The sequence below is a fragment of the Klebsiella sp. GG_Kp146 genome, from assembly GCF_040061975.1.
Classification (GTDB): domain Bacteria; phylum Pseudomonadota; class Gammaproteobacteria; order Enterobacterales; family Enterobacteriaceae; genus Klebsiella; species Klebsiella quasipneumoniae.
The window spans coordinates 16,920-43,173 of the sequence record NZ_JBEAHA010000044.1 but is presented as its reverse complement, the minus strand read 5'-3'; the positions used below and the strand labels follow the sequence as shown (position 1 = coordinate 43,173).

Genomic DNA, 26,254 nt, shown 5'->3' with positions numbered 1-26,254 from the left:
TAAAGTAATGCTTCTGTAGTTGAACTGGTCATAGGTAGAAGAATGAATAACAACCAACAATCTGCATCCTTTTTTATCACAACAGAACGCCACGGCCGACAGGTCAGAAATTTACGGGAATTTAGTGATGCCAACCCGGATATCTGCCATAAGGCTGTGAATGGACAGCCTTACATGATTGATCCGAGGGCATTGGAGCTCGTACCTAACTGGAACTGCAGGGAGATGGGATTGGGGGAAGAATATTACAAGCTTCCAAAACCTGCGGCGCACATTCAGAACCTTAAAAACGCATTCATCAACGGTGCAGATATCGACCCTATCACTGTCGTCATTGTTGACGGTCGGCCTCGTGTACGTCAGGGAAACTGCCGTACCCGTGCAGCTTTACTTGCTCTCAAGGAAACAGGTCTTCCTATACTGATTCGGTTACGTGAATTCCTAGGTGATGATATTGAGCAGGAATGGCACTCTTTGGATGGTGCAAAAGCCCTTCTTTTATGCCCCGTAGGTCGCGGAATTGCCTATAGCCGTTTGGTTAATGAAGCAGGAATGTCTGTGGAGCAAGTTTCCAAACGTGAAAACATTTCCGATATGGCCGTACGTCAACTCATTTCATTGGCAACAATCAATGATGAGCTCAAAGTACTAATTAGCCAGGATGTGATTTCGTATACTTTGTGTCTGGAATTGATCCGTGATCTTGGCGAAAACGAAGCCCTTGAAAAAATACGTTCAGACCTTAATGACAAGATTAAGGTTCTCTCACCTGATTTATCAGGCGTTGGTTCACTTCCACTTAATGTAACTGACATCATTAAAGCAACCACCGGTACACGTAAAGCAGTCCGGATTACAAAATCTTCGATTGGCATTCAGCCGATCCCACGAAAACTATCTCAAAACCTGGCGGCCAGTATCAAAGAGGTTTCAAACAGATTACGAGCCTCCCTTCCTACGGAGATTGATCTTGAACAAATTGGTCAAAATGAAAAAATAAATATTGAGGTCGACAGGCATTTTGTTGAGCTTATTTTGCAGGCTTATGCCTCTATTCGTGATCATGAAACCAAGCTTGAGCGCAAAACCACAAAGGGTAAACTTTCACAGTCTACTCAATCTACAGCTGATGACACCAATATAACACCGGCCTCCAATGCTCCTTTGAATGAACCACCTTCGAACAATCAGAATAACGAATTTTCGTTACTGAATTTGCATTCTGCTGTATGAAGTCAATTACCCATATTAATTTAATTTTTGAGGATTGAGCTATGTCAGATTTAAAAGATAACGAGATGGAGGGGATACCTCCGTTTCCTGAAAATGGTGAACCTTTAGCAGTCACGGTTCTTCCGGTAATCATGAATAATTTTCCTATTGCTAATCCAGAAGAGAATTAACGGCTGTTGCAATCCTATTCTCTTCTTAAATTATGGGGGTGCGCCCCCATAATTCTATAAATTTCAACTACTTAATCGCGTTATTTTTTATAAACACTGAGTAACTATATTTTTTCTATTATTTCTTAATGTTTATGATAAATACATGAGAATTGCCTCCACCCTGCTCATACATCATTAAAAATAGGGCCTATACAGGGCGTTTTTATTTGATTTAATGGTGTCATATACAACAAGGCGGGGGATTCTAAATGAAAAATTCAAATGAACAATGGTTTTCAGTTGATGGTCAGTTAATTGATAATAAACTTGTTTTTAATATTCATGAATTCAATGGTTCCGCTCGGTACGAAAAAAACTATTTATGTACATATTGTCATGGTTCCGGCCGTCATCGCATCAGTTATGCAAACTCTTCAGGTACATGTACTTCCTGTAAAGGCACTGGAAAACAGGGTACTTTGATCAAAGAGTGTTTCACGTTGCAGGTTCTTTTCAAAAAGAATTATTCAGCTGCCCAAAAGGTTGTTAATTCAATTTCCTGGCGCAAGAACCAAATTGATAATCTATCTGCACTTGAGAAAAAAATCATGTTATCAAGCAGCAAAAATCAATTCCTGAAAAGTCTTACACTTACCATTAAAAGTGGCCGTCATCTTTCCAGTAAGCAAATTGCGGTAGCAGAGCGTATCCTCTCCGAAATCAACTGACCTCCAGAGTTCAAATGTCACTATCAATAGATAGTGACATTTTTTTCTTTTGCCCTCTTATCTCGAAATCAAAAAAAATTCGCATGATATTATTCCCGTATAGACCGATGAGCGTCTTTGGAAAGTAACTTTCGTGGCTTCTCCCATTAAAAGGTTTCCTATGAGTTTTCCACAATTCTTACATCATTCTGCTTTAGCTATGACCGTCTCAATTGCCGCAAGCATGCTATCCATTGCGAATGCCCGGGTATACGAGTATACATTCACAGATATCCATGGGGCTCAAAAAAGTGTCTCTGAAAGTGCGCCGTATCTTAATCCACATGGAAGTTTTAATGTCCTCCTCATTGGTGGCTTAGACCAACAAATTCGCGTATCAGTTTTTCGAGATACGGATACCAATGCTGTCTTTAGCACAACAACCGGCATCATTACTGTTGATGATCGAATTGCCTCCTCAAGCGGCAATTATTTTTACGGCAAGACAGTCACTATTCCTCCTATCAGTGATGGACGTTACACCATAAAATCTGACATTTTGGATTCAAAATCGTCCGTTGTTTCAACAACAAGTCATCTTGTTGTAATCGACACTGTAGGACCTACGTCAGATAACTTTTCAGTACCCTGGATACCAGGATACAACATGGTGGTAACTGGGCAGCGTTGGGAGCTAGGACAAGGACAGGAAGCTGCCATCAATCTTGCAATTAAGAATATCAATGATCTATCTGGTTTTGATAAAGCTATAGTTCAAATTTTAAAACCTGATGGTTCTACACAATCAAGTTATGCAATGACTTATGATGAAGGTTCTAAAGCAGCTACAGCCCCTATAACCAAAGGTGGAGGGGCAATAGCCAAAGCTACTTGGATGCCTGTTTCTGATGCTGATGTAGAGTATCGCTTTAGAGCATTTCTCTATGATAAAGCAGGAAATTTCACTCAGGTACCCGATCAGACATTTCTTTTTGATTCTTCGGCCGGAGAATATGAACTATTTGCAGTTGCTGATCCTAATTCAACAACAAGTGTAGTTCCAGGTATTGCTACAGGTTATATTAAATATACTGCTGGCATGACTGTTAATACCAATCCTGTCACTCTTGTCTATAAAATACCCAAACAAAATTATAGAGCGTATAATAAAGCTGGTTTATCTTTCGGTTCGCTGCTTACAGAAGTTAATGGTTACGTTTATATTAAACAATCCACGCCGGTTGGAACGTCATTTACTATACATAACGGTTACCAGTATGGAGGTGGTAACTCTTCTTATAACATTAAGTTGAGTTCAACGGCTCCAAAATCTCCTTCTATTAAATCCTACGCAACTACTTTTTCTACAATTGGAAGTTTTTCCGCTGGTACAATGAAATTCACCAATAAGGATTTACCTGGTGAATATCAAAGTGCTACTGTCATCGTTGATCCAAGAGATTATGTGCAGTCGTTTTATAATATTACTCAAGGTTATGAAGTTTGCACCATTCCCCAAGGTGAAATATCTTGTACGGGACCATTTTCATATTCTATAAATAAAGGTAATGGGTACTTAGCTCACTATTTTATTGTTCGAAATCCCGATAAGACACTTTCATCAAATCAATTTGAAATTCGTAGTATTTGGAATACAGATTTAATTCCAAAAATCACGGGCTACGATTATAAAGAAGAAAATAAGTCTGTGCTTGTTTATGTTTCTCAGCCTGGAAATGGTAGCTGGCGTGATGTTTTAATGCTCTCAAAGGTAGAGATACTCGATACAATTTCTAATGGAGTACTTCTTACTGGTACAAAAGTTGCCATGTCGGGCGAAGAGTATACCTATGCATTTGATTTATCAGGCATACCCGAAGGTAGCTATAACCTTGCGTTTAGTGCTACTGATACTTTCAATAATACATCTCAACTTCCGTTCCAATCTCTTGTTGTTGACAATACTCCCCCTTCAATTTCTTTTTCTTATGAAGGAAAGCCACTTCTTACAGAAAGCACTGTATATGGACTTGAGAACATATCTATTTCTGTAATAGATGCGCTTAGTAGCTCAGAAATATATCAGATGGTTCTTCAGGGTGGACCTACCTCTGATGATGTAGAATTGGGTTTCGTGAAAAATTCTGATGGTACTTTCACGCCATTATATCCTCGCTTATTTCCATCTCTAGATGCGAACACTGATAAATATACACTTCTAGTGAAAGCTAAAGACAGTGCAGGAAATGTGAGTACTAAGTCTATCCGCTTTGCATATTACCCTAAAAACCTGATTGTTTTGGATCAGTTAAACACCCTTGCAGTCAATAAAGCCCTTTCTTTATCTACGGGAGAACCATTGGCGGTGTTAAAGGCCAGTCAATTGAGAAGAAATGATGGGTCTTTAGCAAAAGGTATTCAGACGGCTCTTGTTACAGTACGCTCTGATGCTTCTTTCCCTCTAAGTATTATAAGTAACATCGTTAACCCTGGAGAAACCAAAGAAATACAAATTGATTTGGGCACAGTTGGAAATGATGTCGTAATTCCAATATTTCCTGGTACAAATGGTATTGTTGGCTCTGCTGGTTTTATTGTTGAGTTCCCACAATTGAAATAAACTCTTTTAGGGCCAGTCTTTTCGATGGCCCTAACTTTTGACGGCAAAGGTTAGGATGTATATTCGTTTAACATACAATACTTCATTTCTCTTACTTTTTTCTGTTTCTTTTCCCCCTCCCCTATTCCCGTGATTTCTTTCGATAGCATCGAAAGTCAGCGTATTTCTGTTCCCCGGAAGACCGTACATAACTCCGTCGCTCTCAACCTTCACACTTATATCTTAGCTGTATCATGTTACCTCATAGGTAATAAAATACCCTGTATTTCGCATCCCCCGGAGTCTCAGGTGCTTTCTGATGTCTCTCTGGAACAAAGCAACCCCCTTGTTCGCAGTGCTGATTCTGGTGCCTCATCAGATTCCTAGTACCTTGCTGGAAGAAAACAACCCCGTTGTTCGCAGAAACCAATGGGCCTTCATACTCTTACCGTAGCCTCGCAGGTATAAATTCAACCCCCCTTCTTCTCAGATCGGATTCGTGAGCGATATAGGCTTCAAGGGTCTTTGCATGACTAAAAACAACCCCGTTGTTCGCATTTACCCAACAGGTTCTCTTACGCGTCCTGATGCCTATCAGGAGCAATACAACCCCGTAGCTTGCAGATAGTCGCCCTGGTTCTCATACATCGTCCTGATGTCTGTCAGCAACAATGCAACTCCTTTGTACGAAGATAGCCACTTTGAACACTGCGGTTTTCTGATGATTCGCTGGTCAAAAACAACTATGTTGTCGCAGTCATGAACATAGATACTCAGCAGATTCCTCATACCCGGCCGGTTCAAACTTCCCCACTGTTCGCACAAACCTATCAGGTTCTCTTATTCGTCCTGATGTCTCTCATGTAAAAAACAACCCCGTTGTTCGCAGAAAACACTTTGGGGTCTTATCGGATCCCTCTTGCCTCTCAGGAACAAAACAACCCCGTTTTTCGCAGTTACCCCAAAAAGTTCTCTTACGCGTCCTGATGCCTATCAGGAGCAATACAACCCTGTAGCTTGCAGATAGTCGGCCTGGTTCTCATATTCGTACTCATGCCTGGCAGCAACAATGCAACCTCTTTGTACGCAGATAGCAAACTTTGATCTCTACGGTTTTCGGCTGATTTGCAGGTCAAAAACAACTATGTTGTCGCAGTCATGAACAGGGATAATCAGCAGATTCCTCATACCCGGCCGGTTCAAACTTCCCTACTGTTCGCACAAACCCATCAGGTTCTCTTACGCGTCCTGATGTCTTTCATGTAATAAACAACCCCGTTGTTCGCAGGTAGCCCACCAGGTTCTCTTACGCGTCCTGATGCCTCTCAGGAACAAAGCAACCCGTTGTTCGCAGCCATCCAACTGGGCTCTCATTGGCTTCCTGATGCCTCTCAGGAACAAAACAACCCCATTGTTCGCAGCTATCTAACTAGTCTCTCATTGGCTTCTTGATGCCTCTGAGGAATAAAAACAACCCCATTGTTCGCAGGTAGCCCACCAGGTTCTCTTACGCTTCCTGATGCCTATCAGGAGAAATACAACCACGTAACTTGCAGATATTCGGCCTTGTTCTCATACTCATCTTGATACCTGTCAGCAACAATGCAGCCCATTTGTACACAGATAGTTAACTTTGATCTCTGCGGCTTTCTGATAATTCCTGGGTTAAAAAACAACTATGTTGTCGAAGTCACAAACAGGGGAACCCAGCAGATTCCTCATATCCGGCAGGTTCAAACTTCACCACTGTTCGCACAAACCTATCAGGATCTCTTACGCGTCCTGATGTCTCTGATGTGTAAAACAACCTCGTTGTTCGCAGCTATCCAACTGCGCTATCATAGGCTTCCTGATGCCTCTCAGGAATAAAACAACCCCGTTGTTCGCGGCTATCCACTGGGCTCTCAATGGCTTCCTTATGCCTCTCAGGAATAAAACAACCCCATTGTTCGCAGCTATCCAACTGGGCTCTCATTGGTTTCCTGATGCCTCTCAGATACAAAACAACCCCGTTGTTCGCAGCCACATTCCGGTAGACCCATCCACTTACTGAAGTACCAAAGGCACAGACAACCTCGATGTTTGCAGCAAGAATTCCTGCTGCTGATGTTCATAGCTAACGGTGTAAACTGTGGATATGAGAGAAGGGGAGGGGAGGGGAGGGGAGGGGAGGCGGATTTCATCGTCATAGTTAATGCCAGTCTAACACGAATATTGAAAAAGTAAGCTGTAGATATAGGCCGATAGCGATAGAATTCACCAAATCGATTTTTTTTCGCTTTGAATCATTTTTTTATTGTATATCAATATGTTGCAGTTTTTATGCTACATAGAGTAAACAAATGACTTGTGCGCGAAATCTCGATTTGAGCGCTTAATGTGGTAAAAGTGCATTGCAATGCACTTTTACCTTGTAATGTGCTCAATCCTCATTAATAATGTAAAAACTAACCTAAGGAGAGACTATGAGCATATTAAATGATATTCGTGCGATCGGCCTGAAAATGAAAAACGAACAAGCAAGTCTTAAGGAGATTATCCTTGAGTCGAGCCAAGTTGACGTTTCAGATGAGCAAGTCGATGGATTAGACCGTCTTATCTATAATCACTGTTTAAATAAAAAAACTCTCTCTGATTTTTTTGGTAAATCAAGAAATACATTTAGTAGAATTCTTTCCGAACTGCATGAAAAAAATGTAATTGGTGAACCTATTTTCCAAAACAAGAGTCACCTGTATACCCGTTGGGATGTGCAAAAAATAATGGATGCAATGGGCACACCTCAATACCGTGACATGTATTTGCCGCGAGTCATCGTGACTGAAAACCATAAAGGTGGAACCGGTAAAAGTACAACAACAGCAACACTCGCTACCTCAGCTGCTTTGGATCTTTATCTAAATGCCAAAATATGTGTCATTGACCTAGACCCACAAGGTTCATTAGGAAATAACCTGATCCATTCCACTAGCGAAGATAGTGTATATCTAACTATTACTGACGTTTTGCTTAGCGAAATTGAAGATAACGATTTCACTCAATATATAAAGCAGGGATACACGGAAGCTGAGATTATTGGAACGATGGCATTTTCTACGCATCTTCCCAACATGGATGTAATAACAGCGTTCCCGACTGATGACCGATTTACTGATAAATATTGGAGTCTGGATAAAGAAACAAGACACAAGCTGCTTACTCGTTTTCGCGATGTTGTTATACCTGTATTAAAAGAAAAATATGATCTTATATTTATTGACACTCCACCACAAGACTCTCCAATCATTTGGTCAACAAATGAAGCTGCTGATGCAATACTTGTTCCGATTACACCACGAGAATATGATTTTGCATCAACTACAAACTATATGATTACTATTTCTGACCGACTTGAACAATTGCCTTCTAAGGGTGAGAACATTAAATGGCTAAATGTACTAGCTGTGAATGTTGATGATAGAAGCCAACATGAAATTCGTACTTTAAATAAACTGGTAAGAACAGTACGTGATAGATTCATGACTACCAACATTAAACACTCAGAAGCTTTTGTAGCAGCTGCCGAAAAAGGTCGAACAGTACTCGATATCAAAAAATCAGAAGAGCTCTGTTCTTCAAAGCAGTATGATATAGCTGAAATGTCAGTTCAGTCGGTATATCAACAACTTATCAATGAGATTAAAAGTTTCTCAGTTAGGGAGGGCAGTGAATAATGAGCGAAGTTGAACGCGGTACAAGCAAAGACAAATACTTAACCGGAAACGGTAAACGTACAGTTGTCGATCAAAAAAGCGGGCTTCCGCCTCTAAGAACTCCCCCTACGCAAAAGCGACTCTTTACTCTGGCGAATGGGCGCAAAGTTGAAGCTCGCTACGTAGTAGTCCCAGGATCAGAAGTATCTGATAAAACGCTCGTTCATGAGCTAAACCCTCGAAATCAAGAGGCAGTTGATGATCTTTCTACAAGAGATATACTTCCCCTAATTAAAGAAAGTGGGGTAACGACTGAAGCTATTGCTGTATGTCGGGATGGTAAATATTACCTGGTTGAAGGTAGTCGCCGTCGATACTGCTGCATCAAATGTTCTGCAGACCTGCCTTTATGGACATTCGATGAAGAAATTAGCCGTGAAGATGCCGCTTGTATTGTAAATGCAGCACAAACAGCAAAGCGATTCTCATATCGTGAAATGGGTATGAAATACCTTGAAATCATGGAGAATAAAAAGTTCAAAACCAATGATGAACTTGCTTCCTATCTTAACATTGGCATTGAATCGATAAGAAAAAGAATTCAGGCCGCTAAAGTAGACAAAGAACTTATTAGAATTTTCCCCGATTGTGAAGGGATACCTAATACTTACTATAGTAAATTGGCTAAAATTGAAAAAACCGCCAAAAATAATAGTATCCCTCTTACGGAACTAACATCCGAAGTTGGGGCAGAAGACAATAAAATAAACAACATTAATGATATTGAGGAAGTTCAGAAGTCTATATTAACAGGTTTGCTTTCAGTGCTTAGTATTCTTTGTAATGATGCACAAAAACCTTCTAAATGGACAGTGTCAGATATTGCAGAATTTGAAGATAAGGATACTTACGCTAGGATTAAGAAAAGTACTGACGGTCAAAAGGTGAGTTTTGAGTTTAAGCGTATAAATCAATCAACAATAAATGAGATAGAACGTTTAATTAAAGTCAGTATTAACAAAGCAAAATAGAATTAATATGTATAGTCATGGCTCTTTCCCTTTTAAACAGGGGTCATGACTTTCTCATTTGATCTCACCAAATACAACCCCATTGTTCGCAGTTAGGCCTAAGAAATCCCGCTCGCTTACTGTTGCTTGGCAAGAACAAGACAACCCCGTTGTTCGCAGTTTGGCTTCGGGAGTCTCGGTCGTCTCCTGTAGCCCTGCAGGATGAAGACAACCCCATTGTTCCCAGTCAGCCTCGGGATTCACACCCGCTTACTGATGCCCTGCAGGTTGTAAAACAACCCCGTTGTTCGCAGTCAGGGACAGGGGGGTTAGCTGTTTCCCGATGCCCCGCGTCCCCAAAAAAACCCCTTAAACTCGTTCTGAACACCAGTAAAGGCGGGTTCTTTCTTATACACCTAGTGAATTGTTTTTCACTATAAATTTGGGTGTTATTTGGGAATTTTTTATATTCATGCTGATAAGATTAGGAATGGTAGCTGGTTTGGATTATATGGGCTTTCGTTTGCAATTAACTGAACAGGAAGGATATGGAAGACTTATATTTGCTGTTTGCTAAAGACAGAAATGGCATGTTATACGATACCCACCATGCACGGTTAACCTCTGACATTACCTTTTATTGCACACAATGCGGAAGTCGCATTTACTACCAAAATGAAATTGAAACTGATAACTTCAAACAGAGACATTTTTTTAAGCACGTTATGGCGGATGAAAAAGATATAAGCATATGCGAAGTTAACTATCTCAATGAAGCGATTAAAGATATAGCCCATAGCATCCTATGCAGTGAATCTAGCATTTTTGTTAGTCCAATTTTTACTAAGGGCGTAATTCAAGCTCCAGATAAGATATTCGCCCCTCATAATGTCATTATCTCACATGATGATCTCATAGGTTCCCAAAGCGTGGATTTCAAATGGACAAGTTCTAAGGGGAAATGTATGGGGTTAGTTTTCGTTGACCACAATGAGGTAATTGAAAACAAAATGTATGACGTCAACGATTCCAAGGCATTCATTGCAGAAATAAACTTGGCAATACTTAAAAGTCACCTACGTTCCATGATCAAATCAAATCATGGGGTAGATGGTGGTTTAATCAAAGCAATAAAAAAATTATTATTCAATAAAAACACACATAGCCGGTGGATTAGTTGGGACGGGAAAAAATCAAATTTAAGAATATCTCCAGCATACTTTACTACCTTCAACAACTACGGATATGACAGTTATAAAAGTGTAGTTTCTTTGGAATACTTGTTTCATAATGAAAATGATTATATTAACAATAATACAAAGTCAACTTTGAGGATAACAGGAAGAAAGTTTGATTTTCAGGTTAAAGAAATAATTTATCAGTTCAGCCTAGAACGAGGAAGTTGCTCAGATACGTTTTATGTCGTCATCTATGAGAAAGAATGCGTTTTACTTGATTATGTACTCAATTCAGTTCCAGTTAATGACGACACATACAACCATATTAAAAAGTTGTGCATAAAACTCATTCGTATATATGAATCTGCCATGCGTGGTTTAAGCCTGACTTGAAAGGGCTGCGCCCAGCCTACTCACGAATAACCTTGGCAATTTCCGGCCAAAAGTAACGTTTATCCCTTTCAACGGGGAAGGGGGGTTCAAAACAATGAACGGATCTGATCATGTCGAAATACGACACTGATCATTTCTGGAAACCTCCCAGCAAAGCTGGTATCTATCGTCCTGATGTGGTGATGAACGATGATTGAAAGTTACTTTCTGTTATGTGGTGATGATTTGGGGCAAACGACCCTAATCAGGTATTAACCTAATCAGGGCTCATCTGTCGGACAGATTAAAAATTCCATTTGTTCCGTTACTACTGGATTTGTGGGAATTCGATAATAAAATTGCTTTCCCCGGTAGAGCCATCTTCTGCTGTAAAAATTGGGACAGTTGAGTTTTCACCGTTCCCAAGGTCTATCTGAATTTCTTTTGTCTCACCGGGTTGAATAACGTTTCCAAGAATATTGATCGCATAATCTGCGTCTTTCCTGAGCGTGATATTGGCCGTTTGTACGCCTTGCGCCAGTGAGCCATCGTTACGGCGCAGCTGACCGGTACGCATAACGGCCAACGGTGTGTTATCACTGGTTTTGAGTGCCTTCACTACGCCCAATGTTTTCAGCTTCTCAAGGGTAACCAGGTTTTTTGGGTAGTAAGCGAACTGAATGCTTTTTTGTGTCGTGTTGCCTTTCGCGTCGGTAGCAAACGCGGTCAGTGTATATTTGTCCGTATCTGAATCCAGGCTAGGGAAGAGACGAGGGTAATCAGGGGTATAACTACCGTCCTTATTCTGGTTAAAACCTAAGATAACGCTGTCCGATGCCGGTCCGCCTTTAAGCTCAAGCCGAACAAGGCTCGGTGCGGTTAACGCATCATTTAGCGTTATGCTGATGTTCTCAAGCCCGTAAACGATGGCTCCCGGGGAGAGGCTCGTATTTTCATAGTTAAAATTAACCACCGGAGGCGTCTTGTCGTTAATCAGGTCAATGAATGGCGACGATGTTTCATTGTTAAAGGTGTCCTTTGCCTGGAAGCCCAGATTATATTTCCCTTCGGCAAGTTTGCTCAGATCAAAACTATATGTGTAATCCTCTCCAGCAAGGGAAGTCTGGGTTCCTGTCAGCAATTGACCGCCGGTTTCGGAATCCACCAGAACTGCTGATTTGAGTTGTAACAGATCTCGGAACTTACCGCGCTCAGGTTGCGTTACAAATAACAGTACGGTTTTGTTTTCTTCCTGGTAACTATATCCAGTTATTCTGGGTAGCAGATCAGTGTTCCAGTGGTGTCTTTTTTCTATACTGACTGATGAAAATGTTTTATCCATATCTGTCAATCTGAATGAGTAGGTCGTAATACCATTACCTGATTTTGGAATAGACCAGGATACCGCACCGATGCACTCTGTCTCACCAGCCGGTACCTGACAAATCTCTGTATTTCCACTCATCGCCCTCTGATCATAATTTCGTGGAGACGCGGTTATCCTTACGGAGCTGAATTTAACGGGCAAATCTTTGGTATTCCAAAGATAGCTTCCTGAATTCATTTCTCCTTGCTTATCCGATCTTAACCATGCTCCTGGTGCTGCCGGGCTGACTGGAGCCTCACTGCCTAAATTGATATCATATGAGAGTGAGCCGCCACCCCATTGATATCCGTTGTGGATGGTGTACGTGACTTTATAGGCGGTCTTAGCTGATACATAGCTGTAGCCATTCGCTTCGGAAATAATCGTTCCGAATTTTAAACCAGCCTTATTGTATTCCCTGCGGTTATTCGATGGCACCCGGTACACCAGTGTCAAAGGGTTCTGGTTTACGGTCATTCCCGGCTTATATGCTATGTAACCTTCACTAAAGCCTGGAACCACGCTCGTTTTCGAAGTTGGGTCATAAACAGCAAACAAGGTGTATTCGCCAAGGTCAGAGTCAAAAATGAACTTCTGGTCTGGCAAAACTTTACGGTTTCCCGCTTTATCATAGAGCGTCACACGGAAGCGATATTCCACATCAGCGTTTGATACAGGCATCCATGATGACCGACTCATATTCCCTTTTGTCCACGGTACAGAAAGGGATGCTGACCCACTGTCATACACCATATCGGTAATGGAATAGACCGTGTCATCAGGTTTAATCACCTGAATTGTCGCTTTATCAAAACCAGTTGCAGCTTTGACATTATTAACATTCAAGTAAAGCTTTGCTTCAGCCCCCTGACCCAGTTCCCAACGTTCGCCGGTTAACACCATATCGTATCCGGGATTTTGGTCTATGCTCAGGTTATCTGATGAAGGGCCTACAGTATCGATAATAAAATTGTGAGAGGTACTGTCGACAACCGTGTTTTGAGTATTCAGGATATCAGAGGTTATGACATAACTACCGTCACTCAGCGGGGGAAGTATCAGTGTTTTTCCGTAAAACTCTTCACCTGTAGAAGCCTTGATACGGTCATTGACCGTCACGCTATCCGTAGTGAAACTATATACACCAACATTGTCTTTCTTTACCGTTACCTGAATTTTTCTGTCTAGGCCGGATATGAGCTTTACTTGAATTTTTTCGTTGGTATTAAGAACACCAGAATCCGCGCTGATTGACTTATCCGTTCCGTAGATATCTTTGATCTCATATTCATAGACACGAGCATATGAAGGGAGTGAAAGGGTAGTCAGTATTAGCGTAGTCAGTAAATTAATTTTAATTTTCATATCAAATTAGTCCAGAGAATTACAGAAGGTTATGCCTTGGCGAAAGTTACTTTCTTTTCTGATTGCATGGTTTTAACAAAGCCATATGGCAAGGAACCCCACCAGCCCCCTGTTGCAGAGGCGGTGGCCGTCGATAGTTAGTTAAGTTGTGGGAACTCGATGATGAAGTTACTTTGTCCTGTAGTACCGTTAACTGCCGGAAAAATCGGTACTGTAGAATTTGCGCCAGTTCCGAGGTCTAGCTGTATTTCTTTGGTTTCCCCTGGTTGGATCACCGTCCCCAGAATGTTGATGGCATATTCAGCATCGCTTCTGACCGTGATATTGGCCGTCTGTATACCTTGGGCCAGAGAGCCATCGTTACGGCGCAGCTGACCGGTACGCATAACGGCCAGCGGTGTGTTATCACTAGATTTGAGCGCTTTTACCACGCCTAGCGTTTTCAGCTTTTCAAGCGTCACGAGATTTTTCGGGTAGTAGGCGAACTGAATGCTTTTCTGGGACGTATTCCCTTTAGCATCTGTGGCATATGCAGTGAGAGTGTATTTATCCGTCGATGCATCCAGAGTTGGGAACAACCTTGGGTAATCAGGAGTATAGCTCCCGTCAGCATTCAGGTTAAAGCCGAGGACCACGCTATCAGATGCCGGTCCCCCTTTGAGTTCCAGGCGGTCAAGAACTGGCTTAGTCAGCACATCGTTAAGGTTAACGGCGATATTTTCCAGTCCGTAGACTGTGGTACCGGAAGGGAGCGGGGCATTTTCGTAGTTAAAGCTGATTTCAGGAGGCGTCATATCATGCACGAGCGTGATGAATGGAGATGTTGCCTCATTTTCGAAAGTGTCTTTTGCAAGGAAGCCTAAATTGTATCTTCCTTCCGCCAGCTTACTCAGATCAAACGTATAGGTGTAATCTTCACCCGCTAGGGCCGTGCGTGTGCCTGTGAGTACAACTGTATTTGTACCTTTGTCCAGAATACTTGCAGATTTAAGAAGAAGCTGGTCTCCAAATTTCCCATTACCCGGCTGAGTAACAAACAAAAGTACGGTTTTCTTATCCTCTTGGTAGTCATAACCGGTTATTCTTGGAAGTAAATCTGTATTCCAGTGGTTTCGCCTCTCTGTATTTCCGGAAGTCAGGCTCATATCTAGATTAGTGGTCCTGAAGTTGTAGGTAACTGTCCCATTGCCACTTTTTGGTATACTCCAGCCTACAGTTCCGGTGCATTCAGTCTCACCTACGGGAATATTACAAACCTTCGAGCTAACTGAATTGGATGTGGCTATGACTTGTTGAATATAACTACGAGCTGTAGAACGTGCAGTTGCAGTAAGGAATTTGACGGGTAAGTCAGAGGTTTTCCATAAATAATGGAAAGCATTTACCGTGCCTGCCTTATCGGAGGTCAGCCAGACATTAGGAGTTGATGGGCTTGGCGATGCATCGGGCCCCAATTTAATATTGTACGTGACGTATGCTCCCCCCCAGCGGTACCCGTTGTGGATGACGACCTGAGTTTGATAGGGGGTTGTTACTGAAACATAGCTATATCCATTTGCCTCAGAGATAATCTGACCGAACTTCAAACCAGACTTACGATATTCTCTCCGGTTTGTTGAAGGTATACGATAAACAATCGTGATAGGGTTCTGGTTCACGGTCATACCAGCTTTGTATTCAACATACCCTTTGCTAAAACCGGGAACGACACTTGATGTTGCTTCGGGGTCATATACGGCGAATAAGGTATATTCCCCTAAGTCAGAGTCAAAAAGGAATCGCTGATCAGGTAGAACTGTGCGGGAGCCAGCTCTATCATAGAGTGTCACACGAAAGCGGTATTCCACATCGGCATTCGAAACAGGCATCCAGGATGATTTAACCGCTCCTCCTTGGGTCCATGCAACAGATAGCGACGATGAGCCACTGTCGTAAACCATATCGGATATGGAGTGAACAGTATTGTCGGGATTGATAACTTGAATAGTCGCTTTATCAAAACCGGCAGCGGCTTTTACGTTTTTCACGTTCAGGTAAAGTTTTGCGTCAGCACCTTGTCCAAGTTCCCACAAATCGCCTGTCAGCACCATGTCATAACCGGGGCGTTGATCAATTCTCAGGTTATCTGCCGATGGTCCAGCTGTATCAATAAGGAAGGACTGTTCAGTCGAGTCAACGGTAGTGCCTTGAGTGTTAAGAATTTCGGATGTGATTGTGTACAGGCCATCACTCAACGGAGGGAGAGTCAATTTTTTCCCATAGAACTCCTCGCCACTTGATGATTTAATACGGTCTTCTACATTGATGCTTTCAGTGGTCGAACTGTAGACAGCTTCTCCATTTTTCTTCACCGTTACCCGAATTTTTCTGTCGAGACCTGAAATCAAACTTATTTGAATTTTATCGTTTGTGTTCAGTTTGCCAAACTCAGCACTGACAGATTTATTTATACCGTATATATCTTTTATAGTGTATTCATAGACCCTCGAATACGATGAGAAAGAAAGGGTCATGAGAATAAACGTTGTCAGCATTTTTATCTTGGTTTTCATATCAAATCTTTCCGGGCAAACTTGAAAAAATAGTGTGTTAGAAAGTAACTTTTCGCTTTTTACAATCTATATGCTTGTATCGGTCCACCAGCTAGGTGACTGTATCCGAAAGTTTTTACTTGATTTGCGGGAACTCGACAATGAAGTTGCTTTGCCCCGTTGAGTCATTCGCGGCCGGGAAGATCGGGATTGCAGAATTTTCGCCAACCCCAAGATCAATCTGAATCTCCCTGGTATCACCGGGCTGGATAATTGTGTCCAGAATATTTATTGCATAGTCAGCATCTGCCCTTAAAGTCACATTGGCGGTCTGTACGCCCTGAGCAAGCGAACCATCATCTTTACGTAACTGTGAGGTACGCATTACAGCCAGAGGAGTGTTATCGCTTGTTTTTAGAGCTTTGCCAACACCCAATGTTTTCAATTTTTCTAGAGTGACAAGGTTATTAGGGTAATAAGCAAACCTTACAGATTTAAATGTAGTATTTCCGTATGAATCAGAAGCATAAACCTCAAGTGTGTATTTGTCTGAACTTTCGTCTAACGAAGGAAATATCCGTGGGTATAATAGTGTATAAGTGCCATCACCATTATTTGTAAAACCCAGTTCAACTTCATCAGAAGTGGGGCCTCCTCTGAGGACGATTTTGGTAACTGATGAACTGCTGAGGAGGTCCGCCACACTAATTTTTATGTGCTCAAGTCCATAGACCGTACTATCGTTTATTAGTGGAGAACCTTCGAGTTTAAATTCAATTTCCGGAGGCGTTTTGTCGATTATAAGGTCTCGGAAAGGTAATGTAGTAATATTTTCTGCAGTATCTTGAGCAGTAAATCCTAGGTCATAGCGACCTTCATCAAGCGAATTTAGGTCAAAACTAAACGTGTAATCGTCGCCGGACATAGCGATCTGCTTTCCAGAAAGAATGATGTTGCCGTTATTACGATTAACAAGTGAAGTCTTAGCTAACTTCAGAAATTCTCTCCAGGAGCCATTACCTGGCTGCGTTACAAAAAGGTTGACGATTTTGTCTTCTTCTGAATAATTATACCCTGTGATCACAGGAAGCCAGTCAGTATTCCACATAGATCTCAGTTCAAGATAGTTTGAACGAAACGAAGAGGATGTGGAACGAACAAAAAACTGGTGAGTTAAAGCACCGTGGCCTGGATTTATTTTATAATTGAATGGACCAGTACAGGAAGATTCTCCAACTGGGATCTGACAAACTATTTTTGAGTCAGTGTTATTATACAGGTATTGCACATATGGTCTGGGCTCAACATTGATCGTCATACTTGTATATTCACCAGGAATGAATCTGGCAGGCCACAGCATATTAACTGCTGATGCGCCGTTCGCACTAAGAATTCCATAAGTACTGAAATCCCATGATGCGGTATTAATTTTAGGAGTGAGAGGAGCTTTGTCACTCAAGACCACATTATATGAACTGTTTCCACCTCCCCATTGATAGGCATTGTGAATGGTAAAGGCTGTTCCAACTGGCGTTGTTACTTTTATATATGAATAACCATCGAATTCCGTTAACAATGAACCGAACTGTAGACCAGCTTTATTGTTGGGACGATAATTAGATGAGGGTAATTTGTAGATAAACGTTACAGGGTTAGTATTTACAGCTAAGCCCGGTTTGTAAGATATATAACCCGACGAAAACCCCGGAACAACACTTTGAGGGTAATCCGGATCATACACTGCGAACAAACTATGTTCACCCGGCGTAGAGTCAAAGATGAACTTTTGCTCGGCAAGTTCGCTGGAGTTTCCAGCTTTATCATATAAAGTTACATGGAATCTATAAATGGTATCCGCATCTGACAATGGCATCCAGTCACTTTTTTGCGAGTATCCTTTTGTAATCGGGGCTGAAAGAGAAGAAGATTGTTCTTCATATGTCATTTTGTAGGACGAAAATACGGTACCATCAGGATTAATAACCTGAATAATTCCATAATCGAGCCCTGATAAATCTTTAATATTTTGTATGGAAACATAAATTGTTCGTTCTTGTCCACGACCTAATTCCCATAATTCACCAGTATTTACCATTCCATATCCGGGTATCCACGGAACAGAGAGTTTATCAGACATAGGACCTGAAGTGTCGACCAAAAAGGAATGAGAGGTGGTCGATACGACCTTTCCTTTAACATCTAAAATTTCAGAAATTACAGTGTATTTTCCGTCACTTAGTGGTGGTATCGTAACTTTTAGCCCATAAAAACTTGTACCGTTTGCGGATGTTACGCGGTTGTCTACAGTGATCTCTGGAGTGAGTGTGCTGTAGACAGAAATATCCTGGCTATTTAGAATTTTAATTTGGATTTTCTGATCAAGACCAGCGATAAGAACAAGATCTAATTTCCCTTCAGGGTTTAGAGCTGTATCATTCGTAGTACTTAAGATGGATTTTTGTGAACCATTAATATCCTTGAAAGCATATTCATAGACCCTAGCATGACCTGACATGGCAAATCCTGCAAGGAGTAGGGTTGACATAAATTTTGCTTTTTTTACCATTTCAATTTATTCCAAAAAAGAGCGTTCTAAGCCTGCCAGCGGGATAAAAGTTACTTTTCCCATATGGCCCACAGAGCTATCCTTACCTTAAAAAGTCACTTTTCCCATATGGTTCACAGAGCTATCCTTCTCTTCAAAAGTTACTTTTCTCCAAAACGACTCTGGTTCGTTGGCTTACAGAGGTGTATCAGTAGCGCTATCTATGGTGACGGCCATAGGTCTGGAACCACTGGTATCATCCACATCAACGGTAATATCTTTCCAACGCCAAGGGTCGGCCACCCAGTCAATAAGCTCTTTAATGGACAGTCTGTGCTTGACCACGATTCTTTTAATGTCGCCATTGTCAAACCAGTTAATCCGGTTCACATGCTGTTTGATGTAGTACACATCCCATGAGCCTTGGCCCAGAAATTCCTTAACCCACTGTCGTTTTTGTTCTCGCCAGTCAGAGGGCAGTACGTCAGCACGAAAAAGACTATCTGTTATCTGATAGATATCTGAAAACCCGACCTCGCTATCCGGGATCATTTCCAAGTACAGGTTTCCGGCAACCGGATGTTTCGCACTAATAACCACGTTTTTTGAGCTCATCAAAGGTTCCCTTTTCCGTATGAATAGGCCTGATGCCAATAATCCAGTTATATCAAAATCAGGATCGAAAATTTCTGAATAACAGGACGAAAAAAAGCCATGGCGAAAAAAAATGCGACAGAAAAATAGGGTCTTCCAGGAGCTATCTAAATTGCTATTGTCAAAAGACTAATCCATACGGAGAAGTCAAAATGACACCTGCATTCAGGTTTGGTAATGAGAAAAATGTATACACAGCAAGAAGAAAGCGGCTTCGCAGAAGAGGAAGGCTGATTCACAGCCCTAATGACAGTTTCATTACTAACAGAATTCTTGATCAGCTAATTGATGAGGTTATGTATCAAGAGGCATTCAGAGAAAAATCCATCTTTGAACGTTAAAAAAAACGCTCAACTGCAAGAATGAGTCTCGTGGCGGGAAAATCTCAAAATTCGTTATGTTAGATTAAATCCAGCATTTAAGGCCAGTGCCCTGCAAGGTTAAAGGGAAGGGCGGTAGCGTCTTAAAAATTCGTACACTTTGCGCACTGAGGAGAGTATGTCTACTACTACCATAACGCGAAGATTCAATATTCTGGTAGCTGGGTACTTCACAATTATTTCCTGTTGCCAAATTGTGGTATTCCCGCACTCTCAACCCATTTTTCTGGTACTGGTGACCATGGGAATTGCACTACGTCTTTTTACCCTTCAACAGCATCAAAAGAACATCAGGTTTCTGGTTTTTTCCCTTTTCTCGCATCATCTGGCGCTTGGCATTCTTTCTGTTGTTCAGTTTTATGTCAGTATCAGGTTTCGCAGAGATATTTATCTTGAGTACCAGCTGGTTTACGCACCTTTTCTTAATGGAATAGGGTATGTCTATTTCAACGTATGGAGACGGCGAGCATAACTATCATCAAACCTCAATGACTAAGGGTATCTGAATGTTATTTTCAAAACCAAAAATCCGTCCACTGACATTTTCACCCGAAGAGATTGTGTGTCTTCAGAGCGGCAACAAAACGCAATTCAGACGACCAGTCAAAGGGGGGCGTTATTTCTCAGAAAGTATGGACGCAGGAAAGAACCCCGGGGCAATACATCCGGTATTAAAATGTCCATATGGGCAAACCGGCGACAGGATCTGGGTAAGGGAAGCGGCCAGATCGGAATGGCAAAGAACGCTTGAATCTCCCTTCCTGGTTCAGACGGGGGTACAGTACCGCGCTGATAAGGAATACCGTGAGATCACCGCAGAAACGAAGCACAAAATGTTCCCAGCTAAAGCACGGACAACTCAGGGGGATTTGGCCTGGGCAACGCCAGTTGGTATGCCTCGATGGGCAAGCCGGTACCTGCTTGAAATATCCGGTTCCCGGTTAGAGAAGCTTGCTGATATCAGTCATGAGGATGCGTATGAAGAAGGAATATTGACTGAAGTATGGGATCAAACCGTTGTCGCCCGAAATTATGATACCCCTGACTCATTCTTTCAGTTCTGGTCTGAAGAGATGGACCACTATGTTGAAATGAATGAGCTGTATCGCCGATCTTATCAAAGTTTATGGAACCAGATTTATGGGGGGGACAGTTGGGCATCAAACCCACTCGTTTGGGTTGTAACATTTAAATTAATTGATTGAAGGTTATGTTATGAGCAATATTTTTAAATTAGGCGTTGTGCCTTTAGTTGTTTTAGGTGGATATAGCTTGCTGTTTTATCCAGGCCATGAAGATATACCAGAAAAACAAGCCCGCCATTGGGTAAACGACTGCCGGTTGGTAGAAAAAAATATTGATAATGGTTTTTTTTCTTCCGAGCAAAATCGGCTTCAGTGCGGTGATGTCGTTGAAAATGTAAACGCAGCTGATTATGACCATGTTATGAATGGCAATAAGAGTATAACCATAGCAGAGTTAATCAAGGAAATATTCAGTGAATAGGTAACTTACAGAGTGAGTATGCAGGCCTTCATTTGTCGATAGCTGATTACCCTCTTTCTATCGAATTATGGGAAGACAATTCGCTCCATACTCAATACCTACCGGATAAATTTAATGGTACTCGAAAATCACGATAAAGTTATGAATTCAGGACCAATCAGGAAGGATGGGTTGGCGCACAAACCAACATATATTTGTTCAAACGACAAAGTTTTGAACAATGCAATAGAAGTACTGCAAGGAGACAGGCAATGACAGCTTACTATCTTGAAGGGAATAATATCGCCTGGCTTAATGGTGTATGCTTATTCCTTATTGTTATCGGGTTTTTGTGCACGCTGACTAAATTCATTCTCCCTAAAAAAATTTCTCTGCGAATGAATATAGATTATATCTTGGCTTTTGGCGTTATGATAGCTTTGGCTGCGATCGTCACGGCTGTCATTTTTACCAGTAGATCATTTACGATGGATGAGCTTGAAGCAGGGAGACACTGGAAAAAAGACTGTAAACTTCTGGAGGTGAACATACCTACAGGAACCTTTTCCGAACCAGTTAATAAACAAGACTGCGGTGGCGTTATCATTAATGTCCCTAAGCTTCAGTATGACGAATACATCCGGCAATGGGAATTATACGAAGGAAAAGAAAGATGATTCCAAAAATTAGAAGGGGCAGTATGAATGCAGAAGGTGATTTAAAGAAACTGACTAAGCTTAAAATGAAAAAGCTTTGGTGGATTATATTTACATGTTTACGTATAGAGGATAATACTCCCCCTCCTTTATGGGCTGCTACAGTTGTCGCTCCGATGCTATTATCTTTATTTTTATTTTGTCTGACACGGTCAGGTTTAATTGCACTAATTTCATGGGGGGTGGGGGTTATTGTTGTTATTTGTTTTTATCGCTATCTAATGCTCCCTAAAACCTGGGCTGGCATACTTGACAGGCAATTACTGGAATATATCGAAAAATATAATGGCCGCGATAATGTTGATTTTTTTACTGGAACTAATGATGTCCCACTTGAGAATCTCATTAACGACGGCGAAGCTAGTGTTAATAACATAAAACACTGGTGTCATGATGAGAGATGGGATCTGAGAATGAGAATGCTAAATGAATTTGGCATTAAGCCAGAACAAAAAGCGGATGTTGTCGTTAATCTTAAAAGCTTTAGCGGAACGAAAGACTGAAGCTACTGTAAGTAAAAACTGTAATTCCAAAAGTTACTTTCTGGAGTAGTCATGGCTGAAAGAGTAATCAAAAGGGGCGGGGAGTTGGTTGAGCTGCCCTCCCACAAAAACATCGTAGATAAAGATGATTTGCCAGGTAAAGCCACCAAACCTAAAACTAAGATCACAAAATCACAGCGAGCTGAACTTAGGCTTAAATTTGCAGGCCGTTGTGCGTATTGCGCATGTGAGCTGAAAGAGACTGGTTGGCATGCTGATCATGTTGAGCCCGTACGTCGTGATTTTGACATAGTCCGGGCCCCTCAGGGGAGTCGGGTTTCTCATTTTGTCCGTTCTAACGGACGTGTATTTCACCCGGAGCGGCATGAGCTCGACAACCTGTATCCCTCATGCTCTCACTGTAACCTGTTTAAATCGACGTATACGATTGAAGGATTCAGAAAACAGATTGCCCACCAGCCCGAACGCGCTCAAGCCTATTCTGTCAATTTCCGCACCGCCCAACGATTTGGGCTAGTGACGGTCATAGAGAGACCGGTTGTGTTCTGGTTTGAGGTCTATGATGCCACAGCAGCCCTGGAACCCCAGCTTTCATACTTTCTGGAGCACAGGGAGGCTTACCAGCGTTAAGGTTTGCTGTCTTTTCTTGAGCTGCTGTCGGCTTCTTTAATCCGTTCATCAGCTTGCTTACCGGTATAAATACATATCGCACTGTTGTAATTATTTAAAGCAATCTCGCTTTTGAAATCACAAAAATATGCCGGGTGTTTTGTCGCAATGATATCGCCTTTCTGGCATTTTCCCTCCAGACCTTCTACCAGACTGTCATTATCGGTGCCCATACATGCTTCGCCGGTTGGGGTGATACCTTCCTCCTTACAGCCTGAAAGAATGCCTGTGGCACAGACCAACATTATCAGCAATTTTTTTTGCATTGTTCCCGTTCCCTGTTATATATGATTTTTTAAGTCTAGGCATTATCGGGCATGATGCACCTACCAGTAATCGTATCGCGTCTGTCCGGCTTTATGCCTCAACATGGTGAAAACGGATAAACGTATGCCATCTCAGATACCACTTGACCCAAAACTTCCGGCCAATTTTGATGACACCCCTAACAGTGAACGAAGCAAAAAACAGTTGGATGAATGGTGGGATCATCCTTATGGGATCACTAAACCAGACGGCTCAATTACGGTCAGGTGTCTCAACGGTGGAGCGTGGGACCGCTCATCGGTGCTTGGAAATGCAGGAACTTACGAAGAGGCTTGTGTCCTAGCCCACGACGCCCAGGCAAAATGGATTTTTACACGTCAGCAACCCATTTTCATGTATTCTAACGAACCTCCCTTCAGGCTGGTGGTACAGTCTCAGCGACCGGACTATGAAGAAAGCATCGTTGCTGAGTTCAATACTATTGATGAAATGAATTTGTTCTCGTTAAAGCAGAAAAAACCCGAACTGCTTGAGCTACCTCCGACCATTGAAACAAAAGGCATGGATATTGAGGCCTTGACCTGGTACGGGAACGAGCTTGATCTGGCTGCATCGAGACTTGAGGCAGCACTTAAGACCGTTTCTGTTTTGCGTGACGAGGTCAGTATGACCTTTCTAAGGAAAAAAGGAGACGCCAGTTAGCGGAGGATTGTGGGGTTACCGGCGTTTATCCATAGTGTCCACTATCAGGCCTATATAAGCAGACCTCGAATCTTCGCAGTCGGTTTGCCTTGCATAGGCTTTTTTTATTGCTCCATCGGAGAGGGGATGCTTCATATTGAGAAATAGCATGACCACTAACACATCAATAGAACGGGCGGATGCAAAGTACTCATAGATGTAATCGGTCGTCGTTTTTTTAAAATCCACACCAACTGAACCGAGGTCAATCAGTCCTGCGATTATTTCTCCCGCCTCACCATTCCTTACGGTACGCTTTAACAGGTTTAGTTTACGTTTCTGTGCTTCCTCCCTGTCTCGTTGAGACTGCAGATACTCGGCAAGGCTTTTAAACATAACGGCTTATCCTGTTTATTCTCATCACACCGATCATACGGACATTCCGTGATAGTTGGAACCTGGCTAATTCCTGATGCTAGTCCCTATGTTTGACCATTCCGCGAAACGGATATATAATAATCGTCAAATGGAGGTGGCTTATGTACAAAAACACCACAGCGGAAAAACTACCAGACACTACTGGTAACCTGACAGATTTTCAGCTTAATTTACTGAAAAGAATAAACAATATTGCACTGTCTCTGATGCCTGAGTTTGAGGACAAATCTCAGGCCATGGAAGCGATCACACTGGATGATGGCTCATTGATGCAGTTGCTATACTCTGTGCAAATGCAGCAGAAAACGCGCGCATCTGAGTATGAAATGCGTAAGGTTCATCGCCGTCGTGAAAATCTGGAAGCTTTTTACAGAAGCCTTCAGGAAATGGGCGGCACCCTTAAAGTCAATGATGTGGCTGACATACTGGGGATTACCCGACAGGCAGTGAACATCCGGGTGAAGAAGAATCAGCTTCTGGCCTTTAAGCAAAACGGTGACTTTATGTTTCCGGTCTTCCAGTTTACTGATAAAGGTCTGAGACCTGGATTTAAAGACATCATGGACGCATTCGATGAAGATACCCATCCGGTGTTGCGGCTGGAGGTTTTCAAAGCACCGATTGCGGTCAGCGATGAGCAAACCAAAACACCCGTCCAGATCCTGACTGATGGCGCAACTGAAGATGAACTGGCTCTGGCCGTTCGGGCCGCACGACTATTCGGCAGCCATGTTGCCAGCTGAGATTAAGAGAAAAGGGGCATACCGCGCCCCTTTTTAATTACTTCGGTTCGGGCATAATTCTGAAGTTTAGTAATTCCTCAAACATCTCTTCGCCGGTCATGAACGTGCCATGCCAACCTACAGGAAAAATCCCTGTATCTGTCTCCCTGAAAGATGCATAAGGTACCATCCCCCCGGGAGTATCAGTGAAAGCTGGTGGCTTACCAGGCATTTCCCAGAAAGCATAACAACGCTTGTAGCGATAGTGCCTTCCAGAATAAGAGATCCCATCAAAATCACTTCCAAAATGCGTATGCAAATACGACATAAGCCATTGTGTGAAGGTATAGTTTTCGTTTTCAACGCTGTCAGGTGGAATGTGAAGCAGCTGGCATAAACCAACAATATCGATCACTTTTACCGTTCTGTTGACATCTATCGAGCACATATAATGCTGATGTAAGACTTTCTCTGGGTAGTTAACAGGACCACCCAAATGAAGTAAACGTCCGTATGCTTCCGCCGCTGCCGTTAATGATGAGTCTGCTGCGTACCACACGGCAATCGAACCACCAGGTGGGTTGTAGCGTCCACAATCTTTAAGCGCTGGCGCACTGAACTGTACTGCACTTGCATAACGCTTCTTCTGGTGACGTTTCAAAACAGCCGGAGCCGGATTGATTGTCACTGTCGGAATACGTCCTACCTTTTGTAACGCTACAATTCCCTGCGTCACTTTATCTTCTTCAAAAATCCATTTATCCATAAAACACCTCCTTACAACAGATTAGGCCATAGGCTTTCTCCATTCTCATTTATAAAATGTCCCTGAAGTATCGTCATTCAAGGACGAATAAGACCTGCGGTCTCGCTTATATTATATCCCAAAAAAACCATATGTTTCATATAAATATGGTTTATCTTCCAGATGAATTTAGAGTATAAATAGTAGCTTGCATTGTACCTAATTTAAGGTACAATGAATATTG

21 protein-coding genes are annotated in these 26,254 nt (G+C 42.1%); 14 read left to right on the top strand and 7 right to left on the bottom strand.

What is annotated here, in order from left to right; all coding sequences use genetic code 11:
• The first annotated feature begins 42 nt into the window (after nt 1-42).
• The 7 genes from ABLU95_RS25140 (at nt 43) to ABLU95_RS25110 (ending at nt 10,964) form a co-directional block, all read left to right on the top strand.
• Nucleotides 43-1,233, top strand: a complete 1,191-nt coding sequence (locus tag ABLU95_RS25140) for a hypothetical protein (protein WP_009652508.1) — start codon at nt 43-45, stop codon at nt 1,231-1,233.
• A 41-nt stretch (nt 1,234-1,274) separates the two neighbouring features.
• The gene (locus tag ABLU95_RS25135; protein ID WP_255299947.1) at nt 1,275-1,403 is read left to right on the top strand and encodes a hypothetical protein; all 129 of its coding nucleotides are present in this window, start codon (nt 1,275-1,277) and stop codon (nt 1,401-1,403) included.
• Nucleotides 1,404-1,654: 251 nt separating this feature from the next.
• The gene (locus tag ABLU95_RS25130) at nt 1,655-2,113 is read left to right on the top strand and encodes a YuiA family protein (protein WP_348880479.1); all 459 of its coding nucleotides are present in this window, start codon (nt 1,655-1,657) and stop codon (nt 2,111-2,113) included.
• Nucleotides 2,114-2,273: 160 nt separating this feature from the next.
• Nucleotides 2,274-4,712: an Ig-like domain-containing protein gene (locus ABLU95_RS25125; RefSeq protein WP_348880478.1), complete on the top strand. Its 2,439-nt coding sequence runs from the start codon at nt 2,274-2,276 to the stop codon at nt 4,710-4,712.
• A gap of 2,444 nt (nt 4,713-7,156) precedes the next feature.
• Entirely contained in the window at nt 7,157-8,404 is a 1,248-nt protein-coding gene (locus ABLU95_RS25120) for a ParA family protein (protein ID WP_348880477.1), read from the top strand.
• Entirely contained in the window at nt 8,404-9,414 is a 1,011-nt protein-coding gene (locus tag ABLU95_RS25115) for a ParB family protein (protein ID WP_348880476.1), read from the top strand. The genes ABLU95_RS25120 and ABLU95_RS25115 overlap by 1 nt, the downstream gene beginning before the upstream one ends.
• Nucleotides 9,415-9,941: 527 nt before the next feature.
• The gene (locus ABLU95_RS25110; RefSeq protein ID WP_348880475.1) at nt 9,942-10,964 is read left to right on the top strand and encodes a hypothetical protein; all 1,023 of its coding nucleotides are present in this window, start codon (nt 9,942-9,944) and stop codon (nt 10,962-10,964) included.
• Between the two features lie 307 nt (nt 10,965-11,271).
• Here ABLU95_RS25110 and ABLU95_RS25105 read toward each other — a convergent pair whose 3' ends face one another.
• The 4 genes from ABLU95_RS25105 to ABLU95_RS25090 all read right to left on the bottom strand — a co-directional run bounded on the left by ABLU95_RS25105 (nt 11,272) and on the right by ABLU95_RS25090 (nt 19,365).
• Nucleotides 11,272-13,674, bottom strand: a complete 2,403-nt coding sequence (locus ABLU95_RS25105) for an Ig-like domain-containing protein (protein ID WP_348854450.1) — start codon at nt 13,672-13,674, stop codon at nt 11,272-11,274.
• 137 nt (nt 13,675-13,811) lie between these two features.
• Nucleotides 13,812-16,226, bottom strand: coding sequence for an Ig-like domain-containing protein (locus tag ABLU95_RS25100; protein WP_348880474.1), 2,415 nt, complete (start codon nt 16,224-16,226; stop codon nt 13,812-13,814).
• Nucleotides 16,227-16,341: 115 nt separating this feature from the next.
• Nucleotides 16,342-18,771, bottom strand: a complete 2,430-nt coding sequence (locus ABLU95_RS25095) for an Ig-like domain-containing protein (protein WP_348880473.1) — start codon at nt 18,769-18,771, stop codon at nt 16,342-16,344.
• A gap of 174 nt (nt 18,772-18,945) precedes the next feature.
• Nucleotides 18,946-19,365: a hypothetical protein gene (locus ABLU95_RS25090; protein WP_348880472.1), complete on the bottom strand. Its 420-nt coding sequence runs from the start codon at nt 19,363-19,365 to the stop codon at nt 18,946-18,948.
• Between the two features lie 925 nt (nt 19,366-20,290).
• Between ABLU95_RS25090 and ABLU95_RS25085 the strand changes: the two genes are divergently transcribed.
• The 5 genes from ABLU95_RS25085 to ABLU95_RS25065 all read left to right on the top strand — a co-directional run bounded on the left by ABLU95_RS25085 (nt 20,291) and on the right by ABLU95_RS25065 (nt 23,118).
• A complete protein-coding gene (locus ABLU95_RS25085; protein ID WP_348880471.1) occupies nt 20,291-20,989 on the top strand; it encodes a hypothetical protein in 699 nt (232 codons plus the stop codon).
• Nucleotides 20,990-20,999: 10 nt separating this feature from the next.
• On the top strand, nt 21,000-21,290 hold the full coding sequence (locus tag ABLU95_RS25080) for a hypothetical protein (RefSeq protein ID WP_348880470.1): 291 nt from the start codon (nt 21,000-21,002) through the stop codon (nt 21,288-21,290).
• A 251-nt stretch (nt 21,291-21,541) separates the two neighbouring features.
• The gene (locus ABLU95_RS25075; RefSeq protein ID WP_348880469.1) at nt 21,542-21,946 is read left to right on the top strand and encodes a hypothetical protein; all 405 of its coding nucleotides are present in this window, start codon (nt 21,542-21,544) and stop codon (nt 21,944-21,946) included.
• A complete protein-coding gene (locus ABLU95_RS25070; protein WP_348880468.1) occupies nt 21,943-22,488 on the top strand; it encodes a hypothetical protein in 546 nt (181 codons plus the stop codon). Before ABLU95_RS25075 ends, ABLU95_RS25070 begins: the two co-directional genes overlap by 4 nt.
• A 51-nt stretch (nt 22,489-22,539) precedes the next feature.
• A complete protein-coding gene (locus ABLU95_RS25065) occupies nt 22,540-23,118 on the top strand; it encodes an HNH endonuclease (RefSeq protein WP_348880467.1) in 579 nt (192 codons plus the stop codon).
• On the opposite strand, the gene ABLU95_RS25060 is transcribed toward ABLU95_RS25065, so the two are convergent.
• Entirely contained in the window at nt 23,115-23,423 is a 309-nt protein-coding gene (locus tag ABLU95_RS25060) for a hypothetical protein (RefSeq protein ID WP_042927299.1), read from the bottom strand. The two genes, ABLU95_RS25065 and ABLU95_RS25060, sit on opposite strands and share 4 nt — an antisense overlap.
• Before the next feature lie 124 nt (nt 23,424-23,547).
• On the opposite strand from ABLU95_RS25060, the gene ABLU95_RS25055 reads away from it, so the two are divergent.
• On the top strand, nt 23,548-24,126 hold the full coding sequence (locus ABLU95_RS25055) for a DNA-binding protein (protein ID WP_348880466.1): 579 nt from the start codon (nt 23,548-23,550) through the stop codon (nt 24,124-24,126).
• Nucleotides 24,127-24,141: 15 nt separating this feature from the next.
• Here ABLU95_RS25055 and ABLU95_RS25050 read toward each other — a convergent pair whose 3' ends face one another.
• The gene (locus ABLU95_RS25050; protein ID WP_009652398.1) at nt 24,142-24,501 is read right to left on the bottom strand and encodes a hypothetical protein; all 360 of its coding nucleotides are present in this window, start codon (nt 24,499-24,501) and stop codon (nt 24,142-24,144) included.
• Nucleotides 24,502-24,644: 143 nt separating this feature from the next.
• Between ABLU95_RS25050 and ABLU95_RS25045 the strand changes: the two genes are divergently transcribed.
• Nucleotides 24,645-25,286: a DNA-binding protein gene (locus ABLU95_RS25045; RefSeq protein ID WP_348880465.1), complete on the top strand. Its 642-nt coding sequence runs from the start codon at nt 24,645-24,647 to the stop codon at nt 25,284-25,286.
• 37 nt (nt 25,287-25,323) lie between these two features.
• Here ABLU95_RS25045 and ABLU95_RS25040 read toward each other — a convergent pair whose 3' ends face one another.
• The gene (locus ABLU95_RS25040; protein WP_154975275.1) at nt 25,324-26,031 is read right to left on the bottom strand and encodes an RES family NAD+ phosphorylase; all 708 of its coding nucleotides are present in this window, start codon (nt 26,029-26,031) and stop codon (nt 25,324-25,326) included.
• Nucleotides 26,032-26,254 lie beyond the last annotated feature (223 nt).

What these genes read in the sequence shown, in the direction of transcription:
- ABLU95_RS25115 (WP_348880476.1), top strand. Translation starts at nt 8,404, where the DNA reads ATGAGCGAAGTTGAACGCGGTACAAGCAAAGACAAATACTTAACCGGA.
- ABLU95_RS25065 (WP_348880467.1), top strand. Translation starts at nt 22,540, where the DNA reads ATGGCTGAAAGAGTAATCAAAAGGGGCGGGGAGTTGGTTGAGCTGCCC.
- ABLU95_RS25040 (WP_154975275.1), bottom strand. Translation starts at nt 26,031, where the DNA reads ATGGATAAATGGATTTTTGAAGAAGATAAAGTGACGCAGGGAATTGTA.
- ABLU95_RS25105 (WP_348854450.1), bottom strand. Translation starts at nt 13,674, where the DNA reads ATGAAAATTAAAATTAATTTACTGACTACGCTAATACTGACTACCCTT.
- ABLU95_RS25130 (WP_348880479.1), top strand. Translation starts at nt 1,655, where the DNA reads ATGAAAAATTCAAATGAACAATGGTTTTCAGTTGATGGTCAGTTAATT.
- ABLU95_RS25070 (WP_348880468.1), top strand. Translation starts at nt 21,943, where the DNA reads ATGATTCCAAAAATTAGAAGGGGCAGTATGAATGCAGAAGGTGATTTA.
- ABLU95_RS25125 (WP_348880478.1), top strand. Translation starts at nt 2,274, where the DNA reads ATGAGTTTTCCACAATTCTTACATCATTCTGCTTTAGCTATGACCGTC.
- ABLU95_RS25075 (WP_348880469.1), top strand. Translation starts at nt 21,542, where the DNA reads ATGACAGCTTACTATCTTGAAGGGAATAATATCGCCTGGCTTAATGGT.
- ABLU95_RS25140 (WP_009652508.1), top strand. Translation starts at nt 43, where the DNA reads ATGAATAACAACCAACAATCTGCATCCTTTTTTATCACAACAGAACGC.
- ABLU95_RS25060 (WP_042927299.1), bottom strand. Translation starts at nt 23,423, where the DNA reads ATGCAAAAAAAATTGCTGATAATGTTGGTCTGTGCCACAGGCATTCTT.
- ABLU95_RS25090 (WP_348880472.1), bottom strand. Translation starts at nt 19,365, where the DNA reads ATGAGCTCAAAAAACGTGGTTATTAGTGCGAAACATCCGGTTGCCGGA.
- ABLU95_RS25100 (WP_348880474.1), bottom strand. Translation starts at nt 16,226, where the DNA reads ATGAAAACCAAGATAAAAATGCTGACAACGTTTATTCTCATGACCCTT.
- ABLU95_RS25110 (WP_348880475.1), top strand. Translation starts at nt 9,942, where the DNA reads ATGGAAGACTTATATTTGCTGTTTGCTAAAGACAGAAATGGCATGTTA.
- ABLU95_RS25085 (WP_348880471.1), top strand. Translation starts at nt 20,291, where the DNA reads ATGTTATTTTCAAAACCAAAAATCCGTCCACTGACATTTTCACCCGAA.
- ABLU95_RS25050 (WP_009652398.1), bottom strand. Translation starts at nt 24,501, where the DNA reads ATGTTTAAAAGCCTTGCCGAGTATCTGCAGTCTCAACGAGACAGGGAG.
- ABLU95_RS25135 (WP_255299947.1), top strand. Translation starts at nt 1,275, where the DNA reads ATGTCAGATTTAAAAGATAACGAGATGGAGGGGATACCTCCGTTTCCT.
- ABLU95_RS25120 (WP_348880477.1), top strand. Translation starts at nt 7,157, where the DNA reads ATGAGCATATTAAATGATATTCGTGCGATCGGCCTGAAAATGAAAAAC.
- ABLU95_RS25095 (WP_348880473.1), bottom strand. Translation starts at nt 18,771, where the DNA reads ATGGTAAAAAAAGCAAAATTTATGTCAACCCTACTCCTTGCAGGATTT.
- ABLU95_RS25055 (WP_348880466.1), top strand. Translation starts at nt 23,548, where the DNA reads ATGCCATCTCAGATACCACTTGACCCAAAACTTCCGGCCAATTTTGAT.
- ABLU95_RS25045 (WP_348880465.1), top strand. Translation starts at nt 24,645, where the DNA reads ATGTACAAAAACACCACAGCGGAAAAACTACCAGACACTACTGGTAAC.
- ABLU95_RS25080 (WP_348880470.1), top strand. Translation starts at nt 21,000, where the DNA reads ATGAGCAATATTTTTAAATTAGGCGTTGTGCCTTTAGTTGTTTTAGGT.